The organism is Deltaproteobacteria bacterium (assembly GCA_016210005.1).
Classification (GTDB): Bacteria; Desulfobacterota; Binatia; order HRBIN30; family JACQVA1; genus JACQVA1.
This window is the reverse complement of the sequence record JACQVA010000003.1, coordinates 1-26,365: the sequence shown is the minus strand read 5'-3', so window position 1 is coordinate 26,365 and position 26,365 is coordinate 1. Positions and strand designations below refer to the sequence as shown.

22 protein-coding genes and 1 pseudogene are annotated in these 26,365 nt (G+C 67.2%); 16 read left to right on the top strand and 7 right to left on the bottom strand.

The features are described from left to right. Positions 1-275 precede the first annotated feature (275 nt). Positions 276-574, top strand: a pseudogene (locus tag HY699_00335) (toxin-antitoxin system HicB family antitoxin). Between the two features lie 321 nt (positions 575-895). Here the strand turns inward: HY699_00335 and HY699_00330 are convergent. Continuing rightward, positions 896-2,590: a DUF2147 domain-containing protein gene (locus HY699_00330; protein ID MBI4514253.1), complete on the bottom strand. Its 1,695-nt coding sequence runs from the start codon at positions 2,588-2,590 to the stop codon at positions 896-898. A gap of 9 nt (positions 2,591-2,599) precedes the next feature. Beyond that, on the bottom strand, positions 2,600-3,286 hold the full coding sequence (locus HY699_00325; protein MBI4514252.1) for a TetR family transcriptional regulator: 687 nt from the start codon (positions 3,284-3,286) through the stop codon (positions 2,600-2,602). Positions 3,287-3,359: 73 nt separating this feature from the next. On the opposite strand from HY699_00325, the gene HY699_00320 reads away from it, so the two are divergent. From HY699_00320 to HY699_00300, 5 genes are all read left to right on the top strand, one after another. Then, on the top strand, positions 3,360-4,478 hold the full coding sequence (locus HY699_00320) for a quinone-dependent dihydroorotate dehydrogenase (GenBank protein MBI4514251.1): 1,119 nt from the start codon (positions 3,360-3,362) through the stop codon (positions 4,476-4,478). Between the two features lie 443 nt (positions 4,479-4,921). Next, a complete protein-coding gene (locus HY699_00315) occupies positions 4,922-8,617 on the top strand; it encodes a hypothetical protein (GenBank protein ID MBI4514250.1) in 3,696 nt (1,231 codons plus the stop codon). A gap of 119 nt (positions 8,618-8,736) precedes the next feature. Beyond that, the gene (locus HY699_00310) at positions 8,737-9,507 is read left to right on the top strand and encodes a prolipoprotein diacylglyceryl transferase (GenBank protein ID MBI4514249.1); all 771 of its coding nucleotides are present in this window, start codon (positions 8,737-8,739) and stop codon (positions 9,505-9,507) included. 5 nt (positions 9,508-9,512) lie between these two features. Then, entirely contained in the window at positions 9,513-10,268 is a 756-nt protein-coding gene (locus HY699_00305; GenBank protein MBI4514248.1) for a prolipoprotein diacylglyceryl transferase, read from the top strand. After that, entirely contained in the window at positions 10,265-10,954 is a 690-nt protein-coding gene (locus tag HY699_00300; protein ID MBI4514247.1) for an HAD family hydrolase, read from the top strand. The genes HY699_00305 and HY699_00300 overlap by 4 nt, the downstream gene beginning before the upstream one ends. A 359-nt stretch (positions 10,955-11,313) precedes the next feature. On the opposite strand, the gene HY699_00295 is transcribed toward HY699_00300, so the two are convergent. Continuing rightward, positions 11,314-11,919: a TetR family transcriptional regulator gene (locus HY699_00295; GenBank protein MBI4514246.1), complete on the bottom strand. Its 606-nt coding sequence runs from the start codon at positions 11,917-11,919 to the stop codon at positions 11,314-11,316. 132 nt (positions 11,920-12,051) lie between these two features. On the opposite strand from HY699_00295, the gene HY699_00290 reads away from it, so the two are divergent. Together HY699_00290 and HY699_00285 are read left to right on the top strand one after the other, a co-directional pair. Beyond that, positions 12,052-13,062, top strand: a complete 1,011-nt coding sequence (locus tag HY699_00290) for a phosphatase PAP2 family protein (GenBank protein ID MBI4514245.1) — start codon at positions 12,052-12,054, stop codon at positions 13,060-13,062. 20 nt (positions 13,063-13,082) lie between these two features. Beyond that, on the top strand, positions 13,083-14,567 hold the full coding sequence (locus HY699_00285; protein ID MBI4514244.1) for an FAD-dependent oxidoreductase: 1,485 nt from the start codon (positions 13,083-13,085) through the stop codon (positions 14,565-14,567). 128 nt (positions 14,568-14,695) lie between these two features. Here HY699_00285 and HY699_00280 read toward each other — a convergent pair whose 3' ends face one another. Beyond that, entirely contained in the window at positions 14,696-15,727 is a 1,032-nt protein-coding gene (locus HY699_00280) for a glycosyltransferase family 9 protein (protein MBI4514243.1), read from the bottom strand. Between the two features lie 267 nt (positions 15,728-15,994). Beyond that, positions 15,995-17,050: a UDP-3-O-(3-hydroxymyristoyl)glucosamine N-acyltransferase gene (lpxD, locus tag HY699_00275; GenBank protein MBI4514242.1), complete on the bottom strand. Its 1,056-nt coding sequence runs from the start codon at positions 17,048-17,050 to the stop codon at positions 15,995-15,997. A gap of 89 nt (positions 17,051-17,139) precedes the next feature. Between lpxD and fabL the strand changes: the two genes are divergently transcribed. The 7 genes from fabL to HY699_00240 are packed head-to-tail and all read left to right on the top strand — an operon-like array spanning position 17,140 to position 23,750. Further along, positions 17,140-17,910: an enoyl-[acyl-carrier-protein] reductase FabL gene (gene fabL / locus HY699_00270; GenBank protein ID MBI4514241.1), complete on the top strand. Its 771-nt coding sequence runs from the start codon at positions 17,140-17,142 to the stop codon at positions 17,908-17,910. Between the two features lie 8 nt (positions 17,911-17,918). Beyond that, the gene (locus HY699_00265; protein MBI4514240.1) at positions 17,919-18,677 is read left to right on the top strand and encodes an SDR family oxidoreductase; all 759 of its coding nucleotides are present in this window, start codon (positions 17,919-17,921) and stop codon (positions 18,675-18,677) included. An 8-nt stretch (positions 18,678-18,685) separates the two neighbouring features. Further along, on the top strand, positions 18,686-19,135 hold the full coding sequence (locus HY699_00260) for an acyl carrier protein (GenBank protein MBI4514239.1): 450 nt from the start codon (positions 18,686-18,688) through the stop codon (positions 19,133-19,135). Between the two features lie 23 nt (positions 19,136-19,158). Further along, positions 19,159-19,977, top strand: coding sequence for a hypothetical protein (locus tag HY699_00255; protein ID MBI4514238.1), 819 nt, complete (start codon positions 19,159-19,161; stop codon positions 19,975-19,977). A 38-nt stretch (positions 19,978-20,015) separates the two neighbouring features. Next, entirely contained in the window at positions 20,016-21,263 is a 1,248-nt protein-coding gene (locus HY699_00250; GenBank protein ID MBI4514237.1) for a beta-ketoacyl-[acyl-carrier-protein] synthase family protein, read from the top strand. Beyond that, positions 21,256-22,545 carry a 3-oxoacyl-ACP synthase gene (locus HY699_00245; protein ID MBI4514236.1) on the top strand — a complete coding sequence of 430 codons (1,290 nt, stop codon included), beginning with the start codon at positions 21,256-21,258 and terminating at the stop codon, positions 22,543-22,545. The genes HY699_00250 and HY699_00245 overlap by 8 nt, the downstream gene beginning before the upstream one ends. Positions 22,546-22,547: 2 nt before the next feature. Next, positions 22,548-23,750 carry a 4'-phosphopantetheinyl transferase superfamily protein gene (locus HY699_00240; protein MBI4514235.1) on the top strand — a complete coding sequence of 401 codons (1,203 nt, stop codon included), beginning with the start codon at positions 22,548-22,550 and terminating at the stop codon, positions 23,748-23,750. 28 nt (positions 23,751-23,778) lie between these two features. Here the strand turns inward: HY699_00240 and HY699_00235 are convergent, their stop codons facing one another. Beyond that, complete coding sequence (locus HY699_00235; protein ID MBI4514234.1) at positions 23,779-24,465, bottom strand: DUF374 domain-containing protein; 687 nt, start codon at positions 24,463-24,465, stop codon at positions 23,779-23,781. Between the two features lie 56 nt (positions 24,466-24,521). Between HY699_00235 and waaF the strand changes: the two genes are divergently transcribed. Beyond that, positions 24,522-25,607: a lipopolysaccharide heptosyltransferase II gene (gene waaF, locus HY699_00230; protein ID MBI4514233.1), complete on the top strand. Its 1,086-nt coding sequence runs from the start codon at positions 24,522-24,524 to the stop codon at positions 25,605-25,607. Here the strand turns inward: waaF and HY699_00225 are convergent. Next, positions 25,562-26,020: a CBS domain-containing protein gene (locus HY699_00225; GenBank protein MBI4514232.1), complete on the bottom strand. Its 459-nt coding sequence runs from the start codon at positions 26,018-26,020 to the stop codon at positions 25,562-25,564. The two genes, waaF and HY699_00225, sit on opposite strands and share 46 nt — an antisense overlap. Positions 26,021-26,365 lie beyond the last annotated feature (345 nt).

The following is a 26,365-nucleotide window of genomic DNA, read 5'->3' as shown; positions in this document are numbered from 1 at the left end:
GGCTGTGGACAATCTCCCCGATCGCCTGTGGATCATCGCGCCCGATACGCGGTCAGTTTGGCCGAGCTGAGCCCGGTCAGTTTAGGCGAGCCTTGACAAGTGGGTCAAGAATACGATCGAGGACTTCGGATTCGATATTCTCCATCACGCTCTATTGGCTAACACGCGCAACGGAATGCGTCAAACCGGGCCTGCTTAGAACAGCTGAGCGCCGCAGCGGATCAAAGCGCCGGGCGGTGGCGCCAAGCGAGCCTTGACAGCGTTACACTTACCGGGTGGTGTGGTCCGAAGAGGATGAGGAGTTTGTCGGCCTGTGCGCGGAGTTCCCGAGCCTGAGCTGGCTTGAGCGGTCCCGGCCGGCCGCACTTGCGGGGATCGTGCGACTGGTGGCTGAGGTCGTCACCGATATGCGGCGGGCAAAGGAAGCCCCGCCGGTGCCGGTCGCCTCGCGGCTGTACCGCGGCGAGTTCCGCGTGCGCATCCCCCCGCATCTGCATCGACGACTCGCCTCGAGGCCGCTGAAGCCAACGTGTCGCTGAACCGACTCGTCAGCGCTAAACTATCGCAGGCTTAACGGGCGGGCGGGGACTCGTCATTCCGGCAATCTTCAGGCCGGAATCCATCCGCCGTCCAGCGCGGCGGCTTGGGCACCGTCTGGCAGCCCATCCGGTTCCTCGCCCGGGAGAGCGGTGCCCCCACGTCCACGTGGCCAGGACGCGCAGCCGCTTGGCCTTCTCGAAGTAGCTCTGCGCCAGCGTCAGGCTGGTCAGGCTCGATGATCTCGCCGCGCTTGTGGTCCGGCTTCAGGTCCCAGTACCAGCGCGTGCCGATCCAGACGCGCCGCGAGCCGAGCGCGCTGAGTTCTCCTGCATGTTCGCACGCACACCTTTCCTACTCAGCCTCGCTCTGTGCAGCTCTCTTGTTCGGCTCCGACCCGCAACCAGCTGGTGGTCCGTCCGAGCAGTGGAATGCCGAGATAGCCTCTGATCTCCAGGCGATTTCTACCGGCCGGCCGCAAAGCGGCGCGGTAGGTGTTCCCACTCGCAGGATCGTAGATGGTTCCGCCATCCCAGATGCCGTCGGCACGGGCGGACGGCGTCAGTCCGCGGAGAATCTCAAGCCCGATCACCGGCCGGTGCCGCAGCGGCTGGTCGGGGTTATAGCGATCGCGCAACTCGCAGCCGTTCTCGTCCAAAGGGGAACGCAACCAGACGACGCGCCCGCACAATGCCCCGGCACAGTCGGTGATCTCAACCTGCGCCGCCCCGCCTTCCGCATACCAGCGGCCAATCGGATCCGCGGCGTCCTCGCCGGGCGCTCGGCTCGAGGCGGCCACCCCCGTGGCCGCCACCGCGATCAGCGTGAGTGCAGCTGTCGTCAGTCCAGCGGCAAGACGGGGACGCAGCGGACACGCCTTCGCCTTCATGCCGCACAGGAAACGGGCCACGGCGAACGGCCGCACCAGTAGGTGGTAGACCGCGAGCGTGAGCGCGGAGGAGACGGCGAGGAGCAGAATGAACTTCGTCCACAGTCCGAGCGGCAGCTGAATCAGGAAGTAGCCCGGCACGACGATGGCCGACTGGTGCAGCACGTAAACCGGGAAGGCGGATTCCTTCAAGTACCCGAGCGCCGGCGTCGCAAACGACAACATGCGGCGCGCCCACCCGAGGCAGGCCAGCACGAAACACCAGCCGGCGATTGCCGTATGGGCCAGGATCACGCCTGGTGATGCATACACGCCCAGGACGCCGAGGAGCAACACCAAGGTCGCGGCGAGTCCGATCGCCAGCGCGCGCTTGCGCTCGGCGTGCACGGCCGCCTCCAGGGCCGGGAACCGCGCCAGCAGAAATCCGGCAATCAGGTAGGTGCTGTAGTAGGCGAAGTTCGCCCAGTCGTCGATCAAGTTCTGCAGGCCCGGCCAGCGCTCGCGCATCGTCACCTGAATGAGCGCGAGAGGAAGGATTGGTGCGTACACCCACCAGGCGGACACCCCACTCGCGAACCGCCCGCGCGCGTGGAGGACGCGCCGAAACAAGGGCAAATAGAGGAGGGTGAACGTGAGCAGGTACACGACGAACCAGAGGTGCGCCCAGGTAAAGCGCGACAGATCGGTGAAGAAGGTCGGGAGGAACTCGACGAAACTGTCTGTGAACGGCGCCGCGGTCGGCAGGCCCGACGGGATCACCTGGCGGAAGCTCGCCTGCAGCGCCGGGGCGACGTAGAGTCCGGTGTAATTCGCGTCGAGACCGCTGCGCAGCTCGAGGTACTTGATCCATGGCATGAGGAAGACGCAGCCCGCCGCCAGCGGCACGACCAGACGGAAGAACCGCTCCTTCAGGAAGTCTGTGGTGCCGCGCAGCGACAGCGACGCGAATGCCGACCAGCCGGCGAGCAGAAAGAACAGCGGCATGTGCCAGAGACCGATGAAGCCGCACAGGATGAGGAAGAAGAAAGACACGTCGGCGTTGCGCACGTGGTAGAACGGCGCCGGGTTGAACACCATGCCGGTGTGGAAGAGCAGGAGCAGGTAGGTGGCGGCAATCCGCAGCCAGTCGATGTCATCGCGCCGTATCGCACTACTGGTTCCCATTGCTCACTCCTATGCCAGGGCGCCGACGATGAAACGGACCACCGTGTCCAGCGCCACCTTGTCGTCGACCTTCTGGGGGTGCGGATCCCAGTGCCGATGCACCGCCCAAAAGACCGTGGTTTCGATGATCAGCCGGGCCGCCGCCGTCACGTCCGGTACCGCACGGAGCTTCCCGCTGCGGATGCGGCGCTCCAAGTACTGCGCGAGCGTGGCCATCAGCCCGTCCCGGCCCGCCTCGAACCAGAGCGCAGCGAGCTCCGGGAGGTCGCGCGCGGAGGTGTCGAGCAACTTGATGCTGCGGCGATTGCGGGCGAGGACCGCGTACAGCTCGCGGACGACCTCGGCAAGTTCTTCCGCCGGATCGGTTACGCGCTTCTTCGCCAGCGCCGCCGCTAGCGCCGGCACCTGGTTGGCCGCCAGCCGGTCGCGTACATACGCAGCGGTTGCGCCCGGCTTCGGGGTCGCGATGGGCAGCGCGGCCGGCTGGCGGACGCGCTCGTGAGTGTCGGCGCACCGTAGCGCCAGATCGAAGAGCGCCTCCTTGCTCTCGACGTAGAGATAGAGCGTGCCCTTCGCCACGCCGAGCGCCTCCGCCACGTCGGCCATCTGCGTGCGCCGGTAGCCCTGGTCGATGAAAACGCGGGCCGCGCAGTCGGCCAGTTCCTCAAAGCGCCGGTCGGGGATCTTGCGTGTCATGCTGCCCCAGTAACATAACTGACCGAGTCAGTCAATATAAGCGGAGGGCAACCGCCGCGGCCGGCGGTATCCGATGCCCTTTCAGGTACCAGGCTGCCGGCTTCATTCATGGCCGCAACCCCGCTATAGCCGGCCCGTGTGGTACCGCTTGCTCCGCCCTTTGCTCTTTCGCCTCGATGCCGAGACCGCTCACGCCCTGGTCTCGCGGATGCTGGCGGCCAGCCAGCTCGTTCTCGCGCGGCGGCCGCCATACACCTCGCCAGCTTTGCAGCAAAGATTGTGGGGCCTGGCATTTCCCAATCCGATCGGTCTCGCCGCCGGCTTCGATAAAGATGTGAGTGCACCGTTGGCGTGGTCGGGCCTGGGATTCGGCTTCGCGGAGTTCGGGACGGTCACGGCGCAAGCACAGCCGGGCAACCCCCGCCCGCGTTTGTTTCGCCTGCCGGCCGAGGGCGCGTTGATCAACCGCATGGGATTCAACAACGCCGGCGCCGCTGCTGCTGCCGCCCGCTTGTGCCGGCGCGATCGCTCGCGGCTGCCCATCCCCATCGGCATCAACATCGGCAAGTCGCGCGCCACGGCGTTGAACGATGCGGTGACCGACTACCTCGCCAGTTTTCAACTGCTGGCGCCATACGCCGACTATGTCGTGGTCAATGTGAGCTCACCAAACACCCCGGGGCTGCGCGACCTGCAGGCGCGGGAGCACTTGGCGCAGTTGCTCGGCGCGCTGCAAGGAGCCAACGAGCAACTGCCCCGGCGCCGGCCGTTGTTGGTCAAACTCTCCCCCGACATGGCCGACGACGATCTGGCCGCAGCGGTCGAAACCATCGAACACCACCGCGCCGATGGCGTGGTTGCTACCAACACCACCATTCGCCGCGATTTGCTGGCACACCCGCGGGATGAAGCGGGCGGACTGAGCGGGGCGCCATTGCGCGATTTGGCCACCCACACCATCGCCCGCGTGCGCCAGCTCAGCGGTGGCCGCTTGCCCATCATCGGCACCGGCGGCATCTTCACCGCCGCCGACGCCTACGAGAAAATCCGCGCCGGTGCTTCCCTGGTGCAGATCTATACCGGCTTCATCTACGAGGGGCCCGAGTTGCCGCGCACTCTGTGCCGGGGGCTCGAGGCCTTGTTGCGCCAAGATCGGCTCCCTCATCTGACCGCCGCGATCGGCAGCGCCTAGTCCGTACGAACCTCTTGCCAGCCCCGCCGCGGGCCAAAGTGCTGCTTCCAGGCTCAACTGTCGCGGCGGCCGGAACCGGTGCTGTGCAATACCCGGTGCTGCGCAATACCGTGGATAGCGGTTAAGGGGGGCGCCAGAGCGCTCGCAGCACCGCCTGCTGTAAATTAGCCTTGAATCAAATTCAGTAGAACTACGCATAGACGCCTCCTTGCGCCGCCGGGTAGCTTGGCGCCGATTCTACCGCTGGCGGCGTATTGCCGTTGACGTGAGGGGGGAACCAGTAGTGGTGGGCCGGCGGAGAGCAACCTACAAAACAGGGGGTAGCCATGCAGCGTACAGTCGATGGACGCACCACCACCACCAGGCGGATAGGTCAGAGGGGTCGCGGCACAGCGCAGAAGACGGTTGGTCCGCAAGTCTGGCGGTACCCGAAAATCGCCGCAATGCTCGCCGTGGGACTGATCCTGGGTGTCAGCTTGCCGGCATCGGCCGCGACCACCTGGAACGTGCCGGGTGACTCATCGAACACCTGCACGACACTGAACCCGAGTTGCGACACGATTGCCGGAGCGGTCGCTGCGGCATCGAGCGGCGACACCATCCAGATTGCCGCCGGCACCTTTCCGGTGACATCAACGATCACGATCGGGAAGAACCTGACCATCAACGGGGCCGGCGCCGGTTCAACGACCATCGCGATCGCGTTCAATACGAGCGCCGGAAGCGACAACCCCGGCGCGGCCGCATTCATTATTAGCAGTGGCTACGCCGTAGACTTCAACGCCGTCACGGTCGACGGCACCGGCTACAAGGTGTTCCAAGGAATTCGCTACTACGGTTCGGGCGCCATCGATCAATGCGCGTTCTCGAACATCAAATACGAGCCGAGCGGGCCGGCCTATGTCGGCATCGGCGTCGCGATTCGTCCGGGCTCGCCCGGGGCAGACGTGACGAACTCCACGTTTACGCAGATTGGGCGGATTGGTGTCCACTACCGTGCCGGCACGGCGACGTGCAGCGGCAATACGTTTACCGGCAAAGGCGCCGGTAACTGGCTGGACTATGGCATTGAACTCGGCAGCGGCGCGGTGGTCGCGGTCAGCGACAACACCATCTCGGGCAATGTCGGGGTCGCTTCGGTCGATGGCTCCACCTCCGCCGGCATACTGATCACCACCTACTTCGGGCCTGGCACCAGCGGCACCCTCACCGGCAACACTATTTCCGGCTGCACCGCCGGCGTCGCCGCGGGCTACGACGGGTTTGACACCAGCACCGTCGTCGCTCACGGGAACGGCTTCGCCGGCAACGATTTCGGAATTGTCAGTACGGCTCCGAGCGTAAATGCGGAAGGCAACTGGTGGGGCTCGGCCACGGGTCCGACGATCGCCTCGAACGCGGGCGGAACCGGCGACGCCACCGATGACCTGGTGGACTACAGCCCCTGGCTCGGCAGCGGCGACGCTTCCGGCGCGGCGGGCTTCCAGCAGGCGGCCCCGGCCGATTACGTGGTCAACGCCAATGTGTCACCGGCGTACACCGCCGGCGGCATTCAGGACGGGGTTGACTACGCCAGCGCGGGCGACACCGTCAGCGCAGTCGCCGGCACCTACATCGAGAACGTGCTGATCGACAAGGCGTTGACCCTGGCTGGCGCCGGCCAGGGGGTCTCCACCATCGAGCCCGCCGCCTCTAGCCCCAATCCGTGCGCGGGCAGCTCGTTGTGTGGTCTGGCGGCCAGCAACATCATCCTGGTGGAAGCGGCCGATGTCACGATCCACGACTTCACGCTCGATGGTGACAACCCCGCCCTGACCAGCGGGGTCGTGAGCGGCGGTGCCGATGTCGATGCGCGCAACGGCATCATCCACAACTACTACGCCGGCGATTTCGACAACCTGACCGTGCACCACGTCACCGCCCAGAACATCTACTTGCGTGGCATCTACTCCACCGGCGGCATGGGATTCTACTTTCACCACAACATCGTCGAGAACGTTCAGGGCGAAGCCGGCTCGATTGCCCTGTTCAACTTCGGCGGTGGCGGCACGTTCGCGTACAACACCGTCAGTGATGCCAACGACGCGATCGCCTCGAACTGGTCGGCCGGCACCGATTACCTCAATAATACCATCACCAATTCGAGCAGCGGCGTGCACACCGACAACGCCACCGCCGCCGACCTGTTGCAGGGCAACGACGTGAGTAACTGCGCCAGCGGCGGCTACGGCGTGTGGACCTTTGTGCCCTCGGTGGCGCCGAGCGTGGACAACAACACCATCACCAACTGCGCCGTCGGCCTGGCCGCTGCCGGGGCCGGCCCCGCGGCGGTATTCACCGACAACGTCGTCGATGCCACGGGCCAGGCGGGCAGCGTGGGTGCGTATGTCACCACCAGCCAATTCGGTTGGGGCTCGGGCAGCGTCAACGCCTCGTTCACCGGCAACCGCATTGTCAACACGGACTTCGGCTTCTACTTGGAGGAGGAGCCGGGGTACACGCTGGCGGTCGGCGCCAGCTGCAATCAGATCGCCGGCAACGGTATCGGCATCGCTGCCGGTGCCCTCGCCACGCCGGCCAGTGCGGCGTTCAACAACAACAGCATCATCGGCAACACGGTCGGCGCCGATGGCACGGCCATTCCGAGCGGCGACCTCGACGCCAGCGGCAACTGGTGGGGCTGTGTCGCCGGTCCAGGTGCTCCCTGCAACCCGGTCACAACCGGTGTCGATGCCGCGTCGCCGCTCAGCACCCCACCGTCTTGCTCACCTTGTACCGCCGCGGCCCAATGCGAGGACGCCAATCCCTGCACCGTCGATACCTGCAGCACTACCTGTGCGAACACACCCGGCAACAGCGGCACCGAGTGCCGGGCTTCCGCGGGCCCGTGCGACGTGGCCGAGAGCTGCGACGGCTCGAATGCCGCCTGTCCCAGCGACGGCAAGAGCACGGCGCTCTGCCGCGCCGCAGCGGGTGTGTGCGACGCTGACGACTACTGTGACGGCGTCTCCGATACTTGCCCGAGCGATGCCAAGGGCAGCTGGGTTTGCCGCGCCGTGGCCGGCCCATGCGACGTGGCCGAAAGCTGCGACGGTGTCGGTGACAACTGCCCGGCGGACACCTTTGCCCTGGCGGCCACCGAATGCCGAGCGGTGGCGGGGTCGTGTGACGTGGCCGAGAACTGCACCGGCCTGAGCGCGAGCTGCCCCACGGACACCTTCCTCTCGGCCAGCACCGAGTGTCGCGCCAGCGCCGGGATTTGCGATGATGCGGAGAACTGTACCGGCTCGAGCGCCGCCTGCCCCGGCGACGCCAAGAGCACAGCGGTCTGCCGCGCGGCGGCAGGCGAATGTGACGAGGCCGAGAGCTGCGACGGCGCCAGCGACACCTGCCCGAGCGACGCCTTCGTGGTCGACGGCACCGGCTGTGGCACCAACACCTGCCTCAATACCTGCCAGAGCGGCGCTTGCACGCCGGGCTACACCGCCAGCTGCTGCGGCAACACCACCCTGGAGGTCGGAGAACAATGTGACGACGGCAACCAGGTGGCCAGTGACGGCTGCGGGGCTGCCTGCCGCTACGAGCTGATTCCAGGCGACGGCGATGGCTCGGGCTTCCGCAACCAACGCGCCTGCTTGCTGGAGTGGTCGGTGGTTAACGCCGTCACTCATCCGCGCGACCGCGCCAATCGGCCCAACTACACCCAGCGCTGCACCAACAACGATCCGGCCTGCGACTTTGACCTCAATGCCACCAACAATACTTGCGAGTTCAAAGTCACGATATGTTTGAACAACATCGACGCCAACCTCGCCGCCTGTCCGCAACTGGGCGTGGCCGATCCGGTGCGAGTGGTGCTGCCGTCGGCGGCGCGCGATGCGGCCAACCGCACAGCGCTGACCAATGCGCTGCTGAACCTGCGCAACTTGACGACGGGGACGACCGGGCTGACCTTGCCGATCAATTCGGTAGATACGGGCGTTTGCACCCCCCCGTTTGCGATTCGGGTGCCGCTGCGACAGGTCGGCACCAGGCGATACGAGAACCGCATCCGGCTGATGACCCTCAGTCGGTCGTTTTTGACCTCGCCGCGGTGGTTGTCGGACTTCGACGCGCTCACGCTCATCTGCAAGCCGTGAGTTCGTGATCGGTGGGCCGCCGGCGCAGCCGTAGAAATTGCGCCGGCGGCCCGCTCCTCAGCCGCCAACTCGATTACGCCGCGCTTGCTCCGCGCGGCGCGCTCAGGCAGACCGGTGCCATGTACCCGGTCCTGTTCCATCTCGGCCCGATCCCGGTCGAGAGCTTCTGGGTAATGCTGCTGCTCGGTTTCTTGGTCGCGCTGCGAGTTGTGCGGGCGGAATTCCGCCGCCTCGGCTACGAGCCGAGCTGGGCCTACGATTTCATTCTCTACTCCTACGTGGGCGGGCTGATCGGAGCGCGGCTGTTTTTGCTCACCAGTGCTTGGGATGTGTTCGTACGCGATCCGTTCGAGTTTCTGTTCTCGGGTAGCGGCTGGGTCTGGCAAGGCGGGGTACTCGGCGGCGCGGCCGCCGTCATTTGGGGCTGCCGGCGCAAACAGCTGCCGGTGCTGATCGCTGGCGATGTCGCCGGCCCGGCAATGGCCATCGGCCAAGCCATCGGACGCATCGGCTGCCAGCTCTCCGGCGACGGCGACTACGGCACCCCAACTGCGCTGCCGTGGGCGATGAGTTATCCTCACGGCAGTGTGCCGACTACCGAACTGGTTCACCCGACGCCGCTGTACGAAATGATGCTGTACGCGCTGATCTTCGCCGGCCTGTGGCGCCGGCGCCGGCGCGGATATGCCCCGGGAGCGATTTTTGGGCTGTACTTGATAGCCACCGGGGCCGCCCGTTTCGGCGTCGAGTTCGTCCGCATCAACCCGGTGGTCGCGCTCGGCCTGACGCTAGCGCAGTGGCTGAGCTTAGCCTCCTGCGCTCTCGGCATCGCCCTCTACCAGCGCCGTTGGTCCGCCCGGCCTGCAGACGCCGGCGCGGTTGCTCACTGAGAGTTATGCGACCGGTGCTCTTTCGCCTCGGTGACTATGCGGTCTCCAGCTTCTGGCTGGCGGCGTTCGCGGGCTTCTTTGCCGCTTTCTTGGTCGTGCGGGCCCAGATGCGGCAGCGCGGCATGGATCTCCGCCTGGCCTATGACATGACGCTGTGGGCGTACATCGGCGGTTGGGTGGGGGCGCGGCTGTTCTTGATTCCCACCGCCTGGGCGCAGTTCACCGAAGACCCGCTGGCGTTCCTCACCGCCGCCAGCGGGTGGGTGTGGTACGGTGGCCTGATCGGAGGCGGGCTGGCGGTAACCGCTTGGGCGCGCCGCCAGGGTCTGGCGCTGATCGATCTGGCCGACATCGCCGCCCCAGCGCTGGCTATCGGGTTGGGCTTCGGGCGCATTGGCTGCCAGCTCTCCGGCGACGGCGATTACGGCCTGCCGACCAGCCTGCCCTGGGGCATGAGCTACCCCGACGGCGTCGTGCCGACCAACGAACGGGTGCACCCGACTCCGGTCTACGAAATGGTGGTGTGCTTCGCCCTCTTCGGCTGGCTCTGGCGCCGCCGCCGGCATAGCCTGCCGCGGGGAGCACAGATCGGCACCTACCTGATGGTCGCCGCGCTCACCCGCTTCCTGATCGAATTCTTGCGCCGCAACCCCCATTGGCTGCTTGGGCTGTCGACCGCGCAATGGTTCAGCCTCGCGGCGCTGCTGTGCGGCGGCGCGTTGCTCGCCCGCGCCCGAGTGCCGGCGCCGGCAGGACAATGACCGAGCTGCTCCTCCTGTTCGACATCGACGGCACACTGCTCCAGGTGGCGGAAGAAGTGGCCTTCGCGCAGGCGTTTCGCGAGCAGTACGGCGACGCGGTCGACGCCCGCTGGCCCGCCGACGTGACTGTCAGTGACACCAACTTCATTGCCGCCGTGATCGCCCGCACGCCCGGACGCGCCGCCACCGACGGCGAGGTGGCGAACGTGATCGCCCGCTTCGTTCACCACTTGGAGCACGGGGTAGCCAGCGGTGCTCTGCCGCTGCGGCTGGTGGCGGGGGCGGCCGAGTTCGTCGCCGCCTGCGCGGCGGTGGCGCCGGTGGCGATCGCCACCGGTTGCGTCGAGCCTTCAGCCCGGCTCAAATTGCACCATGCCGGCCTGGCGCGGTATTTCGCTTGCGGCGGCTTCTCGACCCGCGAACAGCGCCGGGCCGAAATCGTCGGCCGCGCCATCGCCGCCGCCACCCAACATTACGGCCGCATCTTCGCCCCATCACAGATCGTGAGCTTCGGCGACGGCCCCTGGGACGTCGAGGCGGCGCAGGAACTCGGCCTACGCTTTGTCGGTATCAACGAAAGCGAGCGCGGCCGCGCCCGGCTCGCCCGCGTCGGCGCGACCGTCGTTCTGGCTGACTACACCGACCCGGCCGCGATCTGGGCCGCGCTGAATCAGCCGGCCATCTGAGATCGGGCCGCGGCAAAGTTAGCAACCGAGGATTGAGACACGAAGTGCCGGCAGCATCATCTGAGCTTCCCCGGGGTGAGAGGTTCAGTGTCACGTCACGGGGTCATGTCACGTCACGGGGTCTGGAGTGCGATAGAGGTGGATGCTAGGAACGCCATCGGATGGCTCGGCCGCTACGCATCACCTTTCCCGGGGCCTGTTACCACGTAACGGCGCGGGGCAATGAGCGCAAGCCGATCTTTCGCACCCGGTGGTCGTAGAAACTCCTCGACACTCGCCCGCACGTACCGCACGCCGCTTCTCCCCCCGTCGTACCAACCGCACAATGCGCACCTTCGGGTCGCCGAACACGCCTTCTGCTATGCCCGGGCAAGCAACCGCTGCAATTCGCTTACAGCGTGGAAGAAGCCGTCGGCCGGAGTCGTATCCGGATCAACGAGCCGGTGCAGGCGGAAACCGTCCTCCAGTGCAACCAGCAACGACCCGGCCCAAACCGGATCGACGGGCAACTTCCTTCCTGCCGTGCGGTTGACCGCCGCAACGATCTCCGCGATCAACGCCCGACGGGCACGCAGGCGCTTGGCCAGCTCAGGCCGCCGCTTTTCGGCGCGCGCAACGAACAGGATCAGCTCCATATGGAACAGCGGCGAACGGCCGATCGGGTCCTTGCGGCTGCGTTCCGCGGATCTGAGCGCCGCGATAAGATCGGCCGGTTCCCGGTGCCGCGCCAGCAGCTCGCGATGATGTTCGAGCGACCGCTCGGCATGGTCCTCCAGCATGGCGATGATGAGTTCGTCCTTGCTGGCGAAGTTGGAATACACTGCGCCGCGCGAAAGACCTGCGGCCGATGCGATTGACTCGATACTACCGTCTCCGATACCGCTCCCCTCGAAGATCTTCGCCGCCGCCTCAAACAGGCGTTCGCGGGTGTCCTTGCGAGTCGGGCGGGTGCGCACTCTTGACATGGTCAACGGCTCCTGGCAGGAATGCAACTCGATACAATATTGTATCGAGTTGTGCAAGCCGGATCGGCGCGTGTTGTTTGGGGTGTTCCGAAGCCCGCGCAGACACGGACGCGCGAAAGGAGGAGCGGCATCGTGGATCAGCAGTTCGACATGGCGCTGATGCAGTATCTGGCAGATCACCGTCTCCCGTGGCTGACCCCGTTGGTTCAGCTGGCTAGTCACCTGGGCGAAGTCCAGGGCTACGTGCTGGTGGTCACTCTCTTCTACGTGATGTTCGACAAGACGCTGGCCGTGCGGCTTTCCGTGCTGGTGTTGCTGGCGATGAGCCTCAACCACATCCTGAAGATCGTCGTCAAGAACCCGCGTCCCTTTGTCGGTGAAGGCACCTACTTCGAGAAATGGGCAGTGTCCGCGGACAATGCGAAAGAATTGGCGACCGAGTATTCCACGCCTTCCGGACACGCCATGGCAGGATCGGCTTTCTACACTTATCTCTACGCCGCTGTGCGCAACCGTTGGATACGGGTCGCGGCCGTGCTCGCCATTGTGCTTACCGGGCTGTCGCGCCCTTACCTCGGCGTCCACTATCTCGAAGACATCCTGCTCGGCTGGCCGATCGGATTGAGTGTGGCCCTGGTGGCGATCCGCTACGCCGGGCGGATCAGCAGGTGGTGGGACGGGCTTTCCTATGTGCAGCAGATCACGCTGGCGGTTTCGGCAAGCGTGATCCTTTGGGCCGCCACGGTCGCGATCAATGGTTGGCGCATCGACGCGCAGCCGCGCGCCTTTCTCGGTTACGCGGGTTTTCTCACCGGCATCCTGATCGGCAGGCCGCTGGAACTGAAGCGGCTGAATTTCGATCCGAGGAGCGGCCGCTGGCCGGTCAAAATCACGCGCTTTGCGCTATCGGTCGTGCTGGTCACTGTGACGCTGGAGCTGTTGCGCGGTGCATTCGCGGCAATCGCAGACGAATCCTCGCTCGCGGGCTATGGGCTGCAATACGTGCGGTACACCGCCGCGGGTGTCGCGAGCATCTACATCGTGCCCCTGCTGTTCACCCGGATCGGATTGGCGCAGGCGTTTCTCGAAGCAGTGCCGGCTGGGCTCGACACTGTGGCGCATGGCTCCGGTCGCGTCGGATAGCAACACCAAAGAGGCTCAAGATGAGCACACACTCGGAAAGCGCGGCCGCAGAAAAGTCACAAGGCACAGGGAAGATCTCGCGGCGTACGTTCCTGGGCGGCGTAGCCACGGGAGCGGTAGGCGCCTGGGGGTTGTCCAAGGGGCTGGCCCGCTTCGGGCACGACCCGGCCCGCCCGCCGCAGCTCTACGAGTACTTCCTGGACAACTTCTGGTTCGCGTCGGCCGACCTCGAGCGACAAAGCATCAACGCGCCGCTGAAAGGCAGCCACAAGGCCGACATCGTGATTCTTGGGGGCGGCTTCACCGGTCTCTCCTCCGCCTACCATCTGAGCCGCACCTTCCCGAACAGGAAGATCGTGCTGCTCGAAGGCGCGTGCTGCGGCTACGGCGCAAGCGGGCGCAACGGCGGCTTCTGCGACGCCGGCGTGCCGGGGCTGCGTAGGTACACTGAATCAGCCGGCCCCGATCTCGGCCGCAAGGCGTTCGACTTGACCCTGTTCGGCATCGAGCAGATCAGGCGCTTGGCCACCGAGCACGGCGTGCAGTGCGACTTCGAAGAGAACGGGATGCTGGAAGCCGCAGTCGACGACGACCAGGCCCGGCAGCTCGAAGCGCATCAGGCGACTTACAAGGCAATGGGGCTCGATGCGACGCTGGTGCAGGGGAAGGATTTGGAGGCCGAGGTGCGCTCGCCCCGCTACGTCGCCGGGCTCAAGTTTCCCTACGGCGGCATCGTCAATCCCGCCAAGCTGGCGCGCGGTATGAAGCGCGTCGTCGAGGATGGCGGCGTGGAGGTGCGCGAGCGCACCCTCGTCCTGCGCGTGGAACCCGGAAAGCTGCACCGAGTGGAGACGGAAATGGGCGAGATCCGTGCGCCCGTTCTTGTCCTCGGTCTCAACGGCTACTCCCCGAAGCTCGGCTTCTTCGCCGACCGCGTGCTGCCACTGTGCAGTTACGTGATCGCCACCGAGCCATTATCACCGGCACAGTGGGAGTCGATCGGCTGGCAGCATCGGCAGGGCGTCGCAGATATGCGCGTGCTGTTCGACTACCAGCGACCGACGGCGGACGGGCGCATCGTCATCGGCGGCTCCGACGCGCCGTACTATGCCAACGACGCCCTCAGCTCGGGCAACTACAAGCCTGCCTTGGAAGTCTTGACGGAGAGCTTGTTCACCACCTTCCCCCAGCTCGAGGGGCTGCGCATCGATCACGCGTGGGGCGGCACCATGGGGTTCACGATGGACTTCACGCCCTCGGTCGGCGTGACGGGGGAGCACAAGAACATCTTCTACGGCGTCGCTTACAACGGCGAAGGGGTCGCCTTCGCGCAGACCGCGGGGCGGATCATCGCCGAGCTGATGTCGGGCGTGGAGAGCGACTTGACCCGTCTCTTCGTTGTCAACCACCGCATCCCTTACCTGGGCCCGAGGTACACGCGCATCCTCTTCCAGAGCCTCTACAAGTGGTACGTCATGCGCAGCGCGGCCAAGACGGTGCGGTGAGGTCGCCCTGACCGCCAGCACGATGGTGCCCGGACCGTCACCGAGTCTCTCGGCTGTGGTGGGATGCTAGGAATGCCGTCGGATGGCTCGGCCGCTACGCATCACCTTTCCCGGGGCCTGTTAGGAAGCTAGGAACGCCCCCCCAAGCGATCGTTGCTGTCAGCCGCCAGCAGTATACGCACCCGAGCAACCATTTCATCCGGGGTTACCGCTTGCAGACAGCGGCGCCCATGCAGGCACAGGCGCGGGCAGCTCGTGCCGCACGAGCCGCCGCTGTGGGCGAGCAAAGGCTCCTGCCCGTATGGTGCTTGCCGCCAGACGGGGGTGGGGCCGTAGAGCCCGACGACCGGGCGGCCCAGTGCGGCCGCAATGTGGGCGGAGCCGGTGTCGGGAGCAAGGTGAACCGAGCAGCGAGCCAGCAGCGCGACCAGCTGCGGCAGCGTCGTCTGCCCGGTGAGGTCGAGGATCTCGCTGCCGGCGATCCGCGCCAACTCCGCATGGCGTGGCGTTTGCTGCCGGCCGCCGACCAGTACCACGCTGCCATCGGCAGTCAGCGCGGCGGCGGCGCCCGCCCAGCGCTGCACGGGCCAAGTCTTCCAGCGCGCCGAGGACGAGGGGTTGATCACCAGCAGTGGTCTGGCGGGCGCAATCGCCTGTGCCGCCAGCTTCCGTTCCACCCACTGCGCCGCTTCCGGCTGAACCGGCAGGTCAAAGGTAACCGGCGCTACCGCCGCGCCCAGGGCTCCGGCGCATTCGAGGTATTGCTCGACCACGTGACGGCGCCCCGGCGCGGCCGGCACGGATCGGGACACCAGCCAGGCACCCTCGCGCTGGCCGTCCACGCCCAGGCGCACCGCGGCGCCTGACAGCGCCGCCACTGCGGCACTCTTGAAGAGTCCCTGCAAATCGAGGCTAACGTCGTACGACTCGCCGCGCAGCGCGCGCAACGCTCGGGCGAACGCGCGAGCCCACGCCGGGGTGACGCCAGCCCAGCGCATCGCCGGGAAGACGATCAGGCGATCGATCGCCGGATGGCCCTGCAACAGCGGCGCGACCCACTCTTCCACGGCCCACGAAATCCGCGCCTGCGGATGGTGCCGCCGCAGCGCAGTGGCTACCGGCAGCGCGTGCACCACATCGCCGATCGAGGAAAGTTTCACGATCAGCAGCCGCCGCCACTGGGCTGCAGCTGGGCCTGAACCAAATGATTCGCTCTCCCCGCATCGTCTTGCGGGGAGAGGGTTAGGGTGAGGGGCTCGCGTGTTTCCGGTCCCAATCGCGACACAAAGATCAGAGTCGATCGTTCCCGAGCTCCAGCCCCCGTTTTCGAAGGAGGATCGGGGTGGGGATGCTAGGTTCGACGAAGCCATCCTATTCGTCGCCGCGTTCATGCCACCAAGTCCTCAGTGCTCGCGCCACTTGGCGCTTCAGTCCTGCTTACGGCGCGCCTGCAGCTCGGCCTCCAAGCGGGCGCAGCGCTCTTCCAGTTCTTTTAACCGCCGGCGGTACTCCGGCAGCTGCCCGATCAGCGAATAGGCGCGCAGGGCGTCGGAGAGCGCAATCGCCGGAGTGCCGGCCACCGAGGTACCGGCGGGTACGTCCTTGGTGACACCCGCCCGCGCTGCTACCTGCGCTCCCTCACCGATGGTGATGTGATCGATTAACCCGGCCGCCGCCGCCAGTACCGCACGGTCGCCGATGCGCACACTGCCGGCGACACCCGACTGGGCGATGATGCAGACGTGATTGCCGACGCTGACGTTGTGACCGATCTGCACCAAGTTGTCGATCTTGGTGCCGCTACCGATGCGCGTCGCCGTCAAGGTGGCGCGGTCAACGGTGGTGTTGGCGCCGATCTCGACGTCGTCGCCGAGCTCGACGCGACCCACCTGCGGCACCTTGTAGTATTCGCCGGACGGCCCCGGCGCGTATCCAAACCCGTCGCTGCCGAGCACGGCGCCGCTGTGAATGCGGGCGCGCTTGCCGATCACGGTGCCGGGATAGACGGCGACGTTGGCAAACAGTATCGAGTCGTCGCCGACGCGGGCGCCGTCGCCGACGTACACGGCGGGATAAAGGTCAACACGGTCGCCAATCTCGGCACCGTCGCCGACGTAGGCGCCGGCGGCGATGTTGACCTCGCGGCCGAGGCGCGCGCCCGGCGCCACGAACGCGCGCGGGTCGACACCGCTGACCGCGCGGGTGTCGGCACAGTAGAACAGCTCCAAGAGCCGGGCGAACGCCAGCCGCGGCTCGCGCACGCGAACGGTCGGCCGGCGTATCACCAGGCCCGCGGGCGCCAGGGCTGCGGCCGCGCCCGTGCGCTCGAGCGCCACCACATGGGCGCGGGTGGTGGCCAGGGTGATATCGCCAGCGCCGGCTTCTTCGGGCGGCTTCACCCCGAAGATGGGCAGCGTCGGCTCTCCGTCCGCAACCCAGCCGCCAAGGCGATCGGCGATTTCCGCCAGCGTGAAGTGACGCATACTCAGACCCCACCGGTTCAGCAGAACCGCGGGCGCAGATTGACACGAGAGGCCTACCTCCGGCAACTTTGGCGCGGCGTGTAGGACCCGTGGAGCAAAGCTGCAACGATAAGGCTCTCGCCGGTAAGGTGGCGCTGATCACCGGCGCCGCGCGAGGTATCGGCCGGGCGATCGCCTGCAAACTGGCCAGTGCCGGCTGCGACATCGCCGCCAATTACTTCAACAGCCACGAAGAAGCCGAGGCCTTGTGCCGTGACCTCCGCGCCCGCGGGCGCCGGGCCTACGCGCTGCAGGCCAACGCCGGTAGTCCCGAGAGCGTGGCCGAGCTCCTCGACCAATTCGGCCGCCACTTCGACCGCCTCGATATCTTGGTCAGCAACGCCGCCAGCGGCGTGCTCAAGCCGGCGCTCGAGCTGTCGCTTAAACACTGGCGTTGGTGCCTGGAGATCAACGCCTTGGCCCTCGCCCTGCTGGCGCAGCGGGCGGTGCCGTTGATGCCCGCGGGCGGGTGCATCGTCGCCATGTCGAGCCTGGGGGCCACGCACGCGATCCCCCACTATGCCTTCATCGGGGCCTCGAAGGCGGCGCTGGAAGCGCTGGTGCGCAACCTGGCGCAGGAACTCGGTCCCCGGCGCATTCGCGTCAACGCGGTCAGCGCCGGGGCGGTGGACACCGACGCGCTGCGCTTGTTCCCCGAGCGCGAGCGCCTGCTCGCCGACTTCGCAGCACGTGCGCCGCTGGGGCCGATGCTGACGCCGCAGGCGGTAGCCGGCGCCGTCTACCTGCTGTGCTTGCCGGAGGCCGAGATGATCACCGGACACACGCTGGTGGTCGATGGCGGCTTCTCGATTGCGGGATGAGGGCGGTAATGTTTCAGGACTCGGGCCTGGCCGGCAAGACCGTGCTGGTAACCGGCGGTAGCCGCGGTATCGGACGGGCGGTGGTCGAGCTGTTCGCCGCGGAAGGGGCCGAGGTGACCTTCTGGTTCCGCGCCGACGCCGCTGCCGCCGAGGAGGTGCTGAGCGCCGGCCGCGCCGCCGGCGGGCGGATCACCGCCGAACGGGTCGATGTGCGCGCGGCGGCGGCATGCGCCGCGGCGGTAGAAAGAGTGGCCGAGCGTGCCGGCCGCATCGACGTGCTGGTCAATAATGCCGGCGTGATTCGCGACAATATTCTCGGCTTCCTCAGCGATGACGACCTCAGGCAAGTGCTCGATACCAATGTCGGCGGCGTTTTCAACGTCAGCCGTGCCGTCGTCCCGCACATGATCGCCCGCCGCTGCGGCAAGATCATCAACGTCAGCTCGGTTGCCGGCGAGAAAGGCGGCCGCGGCCAGACCAACTATGCTGCCAGCAAAGGGGCGCTCAACGCGTTTACGCGGGCGCTGGCAGTCGAACTGGCGCCCCGCGGAATTACGGTCAACGCCGTCGCCCCCGGGGTGATTACAACTGACATGTCACAGGAAGTGCGGGAGCGGGCCGGGGCCGCGGTGACTGAGCGTATCCTGTTGCGCCGATTCGGCACGCCGCAAGAAGTCGCCTACGCGGTCGCCTTCCTGGCCTCGCGCTATGCCGATTATATCACCGGCCAGGTGCTGCACGTCGACGGCGGCTTCAAGATGGAGTGAGGGAATTGATGGCAACCGAAGTTACCGCGGACGAGGTCGCGGCGGTGTATCCGCAAGTGGCCGAGATCATCGCCGATGCCTTGGGCTGCGACACCGCGCAGGTGGGGCTGGAGGTGGCGTTGATAGATGGCCTCAACGCCGAGTCGATCGACTTCCTCGACATCGTCTTTCGGCTCGAACGCTGCTTCAAGGTGCGCATCCCGCGCGGGCGCGTTATCCGCGAGGCGCGCGGCGCGCTCTCCGAAGAGGAGTTCGAGCACAAAGGCTACCTTACCGCCGCCGGCCTACGGCGCTTGCGCGAGTACATGAGCGAAGTGCCGCCCGAGCGCTTCCCGACACGGGTGAAGGTCGGGGATGTACCGCGACTGTTTACCGTCGAAACTTTCTGCCGCGCGGTGGTGCGGGCACAGAAGAACCCGCCGCCGCCGGACGAGCTGGAGCCGGAGACAACCGCTTGAGCTTGAGCGGAGTGACGGCCGGCATGTCGCAAGCACTTGGTGGCGCCTTTTCGTTCGTCGATCGGATCACCGAGGTCGCGCCCGGACGGGCGCGCGGCAGTTATCTGGTCCCGGCGGCGCTGGCGCGGTTCTCGCCCGGGCTAGTTGCCGAAGCGGTTGGGCAATTGGCGGCGTGGGTAGCGATGGCGCGCACCGGCTTTCGCCGCCGCCCGCTGGCCGCGCTCGCCGGCGCGGCCCACTTCGTGGCACCAGCCGAGCCGGGGCGGGTGCTCGAACTCGGCGTCGAGATCGACCGCTGGGGCGTGGAGGCGATGGCCTATGGCGGCTGGGCGCGGGTGGCCGGCCAGCCGGTGCTCGAACTCAGCGGCTGCGTCGGGGCGATGATGGCGATGGCGGAGTTTGCCGACCCGGAGGCCGGCCGCGAGCATTTCGAGCTGCTCTGCGGCGCGGGGGTGGCCGCCGGCCGTTTTCGGGGGGTTGAGGCGCCGCAGCTGACGGTGATCGAGCGGGTGCCTGGAGAACGGCTACGCGCCTGGTTGCAGGTGCCGGCCCAGGCGCCGTTCTTTGCCGAGCACTTCCCCCGTCGCGCGGTGTTTCCGGCGACGCTGCTGGTCGATGCCGGCATTGCTCTGGCACGCCAGGCCTTGCCCAACGAGGGCTGGCCGCAGCGGGTCGAGAACGTCAAGCTGCGCACCTTCATTCTGCCCGGCCAGGTGATCGAGATTCGGATCGACTCGCTGTCACAAGGCGGCGGCACCGCCAGATGCGCCCTTTCCGCCACGGTTGAGGGCAAGCTGGTGGCAACTGCACGGATCGTCATCGTGACCCGGGAGGTCGCGTGAAACACCGCGGCCGCCGGGTGGCGGTGACCGGGCTCGGCATGGTTACGCCGCTCGGCAACGATGCCGCGGCAACCTGGAGCGCGCTGCTGGCGGGACGCAGCGGCGTTGCCCCGATCACCCAGTTTGATGCCGGCGGTTTTCCGGTGCGGATCGCGGCCGAGGTCAAGGGCTTCGACGCCGAAGGCGTAATCGGCGATCGCAGGCTCCTCAAGTTCACTAACCGTTACCATGCCTTCGCCCTGGCGGCTGCCGGCGAAGCCCTGCGCGATGCCGGCATTGCTCCGAACGAGCACACCGCGGCGCGCTGGGCCTGCGTCGTGGGCAGCGGCATGATGGCGGTGGAGTTCGCCGAGCTGGCCGCCGTACACCGGCATTGCGATGATGACGGCCAGCTCGACGGCGCCAGCCTGATGGCCAAGGCCGCCGCGGATCCGATCGCCTTCTGCCGCGCTCAAAGCACCGCCGGGCTTTGGCTCCTGCTCCGCCGCTTCGGCATCCGCGGCTACGCCGCCGCGGTGCATACCGCGTGCGCCTCGGGCGGCCAGGCCGTGGGCCTGGGGCTGAAACTGATTCGGCGGGGAACGGCCGACCGCGTCCTGGCCGGCGGCTTCGATTCGATGATCAACCCGATCGGCCTGGCCGGTTTCTGCCTGCTCAGCGCGCTCTCGCCCGACAACGCGACGCCGGCGCGCGCCAGCCGCCCGTTCGACGCCACCCGCAACGGCTTCGTGCTCGGCGAAGGCGCCGGCTTCTTGGTGCTCGAAGAGTGGCAGGCGGCGCAGCAACGCGGCGCCCACATTTATGCCGAGCTGGCCGGCGACGGTAATTCGCTCAGCAGCTACCGCATCACCGACTCGCACCCGTCCGGCGACGGGCCGATTCAAGCCATGCGGCAGGCGCTCGCAGACGCCGGCGTGCAACCGCACGAGGTCGACTACATCAACGCCCACGGCACCTCGACGCCGATGAACGATCGCAGTGAGTGCGCCGCCATCCGGGCGGTGTTGGGCGAGCATGCCGCACGCCCAGCGGTCAGTTCGACCAAGAGCCTGATGGGACACCTGATCGCCGCCGCCGGCGCGGTCGAGGCCGCCGTCTGCGCGCTCGTCATCGAGCACGGCGTTCTACCCGGCAATGCCAACTTGAACGTGGCCGACCCGGAGTGCGACCTCAACTTCGCACACCGCACGACCAGGCGCCCGGCGCGGGTGGCAATTTCCAACGCCTTCGGCTTCGGCGGCTCGAACAGCTGCGTAGTGCTGCGGGCGGCGGCTGGCGATGACTGACCGCACGCGCGTTGTGATCACCGGGCGCGGCGTGATCTGTGCTGCCGGCACGGAGCCGAACGCGATCTGGCGGTCGTTGTGCGCCGGCCGGTCCTCCGTCGGGCGGGTTCAGCAGTGGGACACCACTGGCTGGCCGCGGCCTTTGGCCGGTGAGATCAGAGATCTTGACCCGCGGGCGCTGGTTGCGGATCGCAAGCTCCACAAGCTCGTCCAGCGCACCGACCTGCTCGGCTTGTACAGCGCCGGCCGGGCGATCGCGGAGGCCGGTCTCTTGCCACACCGCGACGCCTTGGCAGCGGCGGCGGCGCAAGCGTTCAACGATCGCACCGGCATCTACGTGGGTTGCGGCGGGGCTTCGTATCACAACCAGTATGACTTCTTGCCCCTGCTCGGCGCTGCCGCCGGCGATCTGCGCCGCTTTGGCCGCGAGCTGACGGCAACCGTCAACCCGATGTGGCTGCTGCGGGTGTTGCCCAACAATGTCCTGTGCCACCTCGGCATCCGCTATGGCTTCACCGGGGCGAATGCCTGTCTGACCACCCACAGCGTCAGTGGGCTGCTGGCGCTCACTGAGGCGGCAGCGGCTCTGCGGGCCGGCGAAGCCGAGCGCGCCGTGGTGGTCGGGCACGATGCCCCGATCGAGCCGGAAGGGATCTTGTACTACCACCGTCTGGGGTTGCTGACGGCAGACGCCGTGCGCCCGTTCGATGCCGAGCGCAGCGGCACGTTGTTGGGCGAAGGCGCGACGGCGCTGGTGGTCGAGGCCGAAGCTGAGGCGGTGGCGCGCGGGGCGCGCATTCTGGGCGAGGTTCTCGGCGGCGCATGCACGACCGAGGCGCAAGGCCCGCTGGCCGTACGCGACGATGGTGATGGCGCGGCGCGCGCCATCGACTGCGCCCTGGCTGATGCCGGCATCGCGGCCGCCGCGGTCGGTATGATTGTCGCCCACGGCAACGGCGGCCGGCAGTCGGATGCCGCGGAGGCGGCTGCGATTCGGCGTGTGTTCGGCGCGGCGGCGCCGCCGGTGACCGCCTACAAGTGGGCCTTTGGACATACACTGGCGGCTTCCGGCATGATCGATACCGTGTTGGCCCTCGAATCTCTGCAAGCCGGCGTGGTTCCCGGCATTGCCACGTTGCGCCGATGCGACCCGGCTCTCGGCGATTTCCCGGTATCCGCTACCGCCGGAATCCCACGCAGCGACGTCGCGCTGGTCATTGGTCGCGGATTCGCCGGCACCGCCGCCGCCGTGCTCGTGCGGGCGCAGCCGGGGGCGCGCTGATTATGGAGAGCGGGCGCACGCGCTGCGGCGTCGATACGGTCGAGATCGCGCGCATCGAACGATTACTGCGGCAGACGCCGGCGCACGATCTCGCCAAGCTGTTTTCCGCGGCAGAGCTTTGCGACAGCGGCGACGGGGCCGGACGTGCGGCCGCCCTGGCGGCGCGCTTTGCGGCCAAGGAGGCGTGTCTCAAACTGTTTCCACGGGAGGCGGCGTTGGGCACGATCGGCCCGAGCGACTTCCACGTGGTGCGCAACGGTTACGGTGCGCCGGAGCTGGCTTACAGCGCGACGGCCGCGGCCCTGCTCGCGCGCCATCGCTTGGCGGCGATCGCGCTGTCGCTGACGCACGACAAGACCAGCGCGGCGGCGGTGGCGGTGGCCGAACCGATGCGCACCGAGGTGCCGCTGCTGGGAAAGCTCACTTATCATGCGCTGCCGTTTCGGCGCCGGGTGATGCGCGACAACCTGCGGCGCGTCTTTGGCCAGGAGCTGCCCGAGGGCGAGCTGACCCAGCTGGCCCAGGCGCATTGCGCGCACCTGGTGCGCTTTGTTGCCGAGTTCGTCGGCTTTGCCTGTCTCTCCGCCGCCCAGCGCGCGGCGCGGGTTCGGGTCGAGAACAAGGAAGCGTGTTTGCGGGCACAAGCTCAGGGCCGGGGCGTGCTCTTGCTCACCGGTCATTTCGGAAACTGGGAGATCGCCACGGTCGGCGGCATAGCCAACTTCCCCGAGTACCGCGGGCGGTTTCATATTCTGCGCCGGCCGCTGTGGCCGCGCGCGCTCGACGCACTGGTGACGCGCCGCTTTCGTCAGGCCGGCCTCGGGGTGCTACCCAAGAAAGGCGCGCTGGAGGCGATCTTGGACCGGCTCGGCGCCGGCGATGCCGTCGCCTTCGTGATGGACCAGCACGCGGGCGGGCGCGACGGCGTGGCGGTGGACTTCTTCGGCCACCGGGCGTGGACGTTTCGCAGCCTGGCCGTCATTGCCCTGAGCACCGGTGCGCCGGTGGTGCCGGTGGCGAGTTGGCGCGAAGCGGACGGGCGGCACGTCTTGCGCTTCGAGGAGGCACTGCCGCCGGTCCAGTGCAGCGATCCAAAGCAAGCGATTTACGACAGCACCCGCGCTTACAACGCCGCGCTTGAACGGCTGGTGTTGCGCCACCCTGAGCAGTGGTTCTGGGTTCACCGACGGTGGAAGGCGCGTTGAACGGACACGGTCGTGGTTTCGGCTATCGTCATGGTGGTGGAAATACCGGGCTGCGCAGCGCGCGCCCGGCGGCCACCAGCGTCTCTTGCACGAAGGCGAGTGCGCCCGCGCCTTTCTCCATGAGCGGCGGAGGCAGCAGATGGAGGGTAATCTGAACGCGGGCGAACGGCGCGGGCAAGTGAGCACGGTCCCACGAGCCGAAGGTGAGGCCGCGGCCGGCACTCGTCACCGCCAGCACCACTTGCGCGCCGGCGGCGGCAGCCAGCCGCAGCACGCCCGGCTGCACCACGCAGTTGGGCCCGCGCGGCCCATCGACCGCGATCACCACCACGTCGCCGGCTTTGACACGCTCGATCAGTTCGAGCGCACCCGCCACCCCGCGACTTCTGGTCGTACCGCGCACGTGTCCGACACCCAGGCGCTGCAACGCCGCCGCCAGCAACCGGCCGTCGCGGCTTGGGCTGAGCATGACCACGAAGCGCCGGCCGTGCTCGGCTGCGATCCGCGAGAACCGCGGCAGATGAAGCAACATGCCGTGGCAGGTCAGCACGATGATGCGCGGTTGGCCGGCCAGCTGACGGATGATCGCGGGGTCGGGCCCCTCAGCTCGCCAGCTGCGCATCAGCAGGCGAAAGGCCATCACGCCGGGCGGCAGGAGAACGTGCTCGAAGAGCAAGAAGCGCAGGTTGCGCAACGCGCGGCTGAGCTTCATCATCGCCGCGCTGTGTATCATCTTCGATGTCGTGCCTCGATGCGCGAGGGGCTACAAACGTGACGCCCGTAGAGCCGGCCAGGGTTCTGGTCAAAGCCGTCAACTGGCTGGGCGACCTGGTCATCAGTTTGCCCGCCCTCAAGGCGGTGCGCCGGGCTTTTCCGCAGGCACACTTGGCGGTGTTGGTGAAACGAGAGCTGGCCAGCTTCTTTGACGGCAGCAGCTGGGTCGACGAGGTGATTCCCTACGCGTTGGCGGCCGGGCTGCGCGGACTCGGCGACCGGCGCCGGATCATCGCCGGCATCCGCGCTCGCGCTTTCGGTCTCGCGGTGATCCTGCCCAAGAGCTTCGACGCGGCGCTGTGGCCGGCTGCGGGGGGGGTAGCGCGGCGGGCCGGTTTCGCCAGCGACGCCCGTGGCTGGCTGCTTACCGACAAGGTACGGCTGACGCCGGCACTGCTGGAGACGCATCAGGTCCATCTGTACCTGCATATGATCCGCGCTGCGCTCGGTATCGCCGGCTCCGCCACCGACTACGCCCCCGATGTCGGCGAGCATAATCGCGCCAAGATGGCGGCGTGGTTGGGCGAACAGCGGCGGCGCCCGCGCGCTGCTCTCATCGCGCTGGCGGTGGCGGCGGCGTACGGGCCGGCGAAGGAATGGCCCAGCGAGTGTTTTGCCGAGTTGATCGATTTGCTGGCCGAGCGCGGCCAAGCCGAATGCGTGCTGGTGGGCAGCCCGGCCGAGCGTGCCAAGTGTGAGGCGGTGGCGGCGGCGTCCCGGCACGGCGCTCTGGTGGCTGCCGGCACCACCAACGTCGGCGAGGCGATGGCCCTGCTGTCACTCTGCGATGGCTTTGCCGGCAACGACTCCGGCTCCATGCACGTCGCCGGCGCGCTCGGAATTCCCACCGTCGGCCTCTTCGGCTCGACCAACTACGAGCGCACCGGCCCGCTCGGGCCCAAGGCCAAAGCCATCTACCACCAGATCGAGTGTAGTCCGTGCTTGCAGCGAACTTGTCGCTTCGGCCACTACCGCTGCCTGCGAGAGATTCGGCCGGCGGAGGTAGCCGCCGCGCTGCATGACGCCGGCGCCCCGCTTCACTTCAGCGGCGTGGCTTCGCCGAGCCCGGGCGGCACGGTGTAGAGGTACTCGTGCAGGAACTTGATCTCTTCCCCAAGGCGCTCGAGATCGACGCGCATGAGGTCGCGGATCGACAGCATCGAGACGATCCGCCCGTCGCGAATCACCGGTAGATGCCGGATGTTGGCTTGATCCATCTTGCGCATGGCGCTGCGGTAGTCCTCGCCGACATCGCAGACCACCAACTCGCGGGTCATCACCTCGCCCACCTTAGTAGCTGCGGGATCGAGCCCTTTGGCAAGCACGCGGCGCACCACGTCGCGTTCCGAGCACACCCCGGCCAGCCGGTCGCCGTCGAGTACGGCAACGATGCCGACGTTGTTGTCGGTCATCACCCGCACCGCCTGGGCCACCGGGGCACTGCGTTGCACCACGAACAGGAACCCTTCGCGCATAATCTCGTGTAGCTTGGTCATAGCCTTGCTCTTCCCTTCCTCATTTTTGGAGGGTCGCCCCTGACGATCACCGGCTCCCATCAGGGACGCGATCTCCGGCCACTTCGCCCGCTGTCGATGTCCGAGCCGATTCTGCGGCCGGACAGCGCACAAAGCAAGCCCTTCCTTGCGCTCGGGTGTGCGACAAATCTGTGGGTAACGTGCAGCCGACCGGGCAAATCCTCACCAGTCTGACAGTACTGTGTGCTGTCAGGCCGAGGCCCATGGCCGAAAGGGACGCAATTTGTCATCTTCCAGGCGCGGCGCCACTTCTTCAGCTGCTTCTCCCGCACGATTGCGGTCTCTGCGCAGCCGTGCGCTTCGTAG

What these genes read in the sequence shown, in the direction of transcription:
- HY699_00330 (MBI4514253.1), bottom strand. Translation starts at nt 2,590, where the DNA reads ATGGGAACCAGTAGTGCGATACGGCGCGATGACATCGACTGGCTGCGG.
- HY699_00325 (MBI4514252.1), bottom strand. Translation starts at nt 3,286, where the DNA reads ATGACACGCAAGATCCCCGACCGGCGCTTTGAGGAACTGGCCGACTGC.
- HY699_00320 (MBI4514251.1), top strand. Translation starts at nt 3,360, where the DNA reads ATGCCCTTTCAGGTACCAGGCTGCCGGCTTCATTCATGGCCGCAACCC.
- HY699_00315 (MBI4514250.1), top strand. Translation starts at nt 4,922, where the DNA reads ATGCTCGCCGTGGGACTGATCCTGGGTGTCAGCTTGCCGGCATCGGCC.
- HY699_00310 (MBI4514249.1), top strand. Translation starts at nt 8,737, where the DNA reads ATGTACCCGGTCCTGTTCCATCTCGGCCCGATCCCGGTCGAGAGCTTC.
- HY699_00305 (MBI4514248.1), top strand. Translation starts at nt 9,513, where the DNA reads ATGCGACCGGTGCTCTTTCGCCTCGGTGACTATGCGGTCTCCAGCTTC.
- HY699_00300 (MBI4514247.1), top strand. Translation starts at nt 10,265, where the DNA reads ATGACCGAGCTGCTCCTCCTGTTCGACATCGACGGCACACTGCTCCAG.
- HY699_00295 (MBI4514246.1), bottom strand. Translation starts at nt 11,919, where the DNA reads ATGTCAAGAGTGCGCACCCGCCCGACTCGCAAGGACACCCGCGAACGC.
- HY699_00285 (MBI4514244.1), top strand. Translation starts at nt 13,083, where the DNA reads ATGAGCACACACTCGGAAAGCGCGGCCGCAGAAAAGTCACAAGGCACA.
- lpxD (MBI4514242.1), bottom strand. Translation starts at nt 17,050, where the DNA reads ATGCGTCACTTCACGCTGGCGGAAATCGCCGATCGCCTTGGCGGCTGG.
- HY699_00265 (MBI4514240.1), top strand. Translation starts at nt 17,919, where the DNA reads ATGTTTCAGGACTCGGGCCTGGCCGGCAAGACCGTGCTGGTAACCGGC.
- HY699_00260 (MBI4514239.1), top strand. Translation starts at nt 18,686, where the DNA reads ATGGCAACCGAAGTTACCGCGGACGAGGTCGCGGCGGTGTATCCGCAA.
- HY699_00255 (MBI4514238.1), top strand. Translation starts at nt 19,159, where the DNA reads ATGTCGCAAGCACTTGGTGGCGCCTTTTCGTTCGTCGATCGGATCACC.
- HY699_00250 (MBI4514237.1), top strand. Translation starts at nt 20,016, where the DNA reads ATGGTTACGCCGCTCGGCAACGATGCCGCGGCAACCTGGAGCGCGCTG.
- HY699_00245 (MBI4514236.1), top strand. Translation starts at nt 21,256, where the DNA reads ATGACTGACCGCACGCGCGTTGTGATCACCGGGCGCGGCGTGATCTGT.
- HY699_00240 (MBI4514235.1), top strand. Translation starts at nt 22,548, where the DNA reads ATGGAGAGCGGGCGCACGCGCTGCGGCGTCGATACGGTCGAGATCGCG.
- HY699_00235 (MBI4514234.1), bottom strand. Translation starts at nt 24,465, where the DNA reads ATGATGAAGCTCAGCCGCGCGTTGCGCAACCTGCGCTTCTTGCTCTTC.
- HY699_00225 (MBI4514232.1), bottom strand. Translation starts at nt 26,020, where the DNA reads ATGACCAAGCTACACGAGATTATGCGCGAAGGGTTCCTGTTCGTGGTG.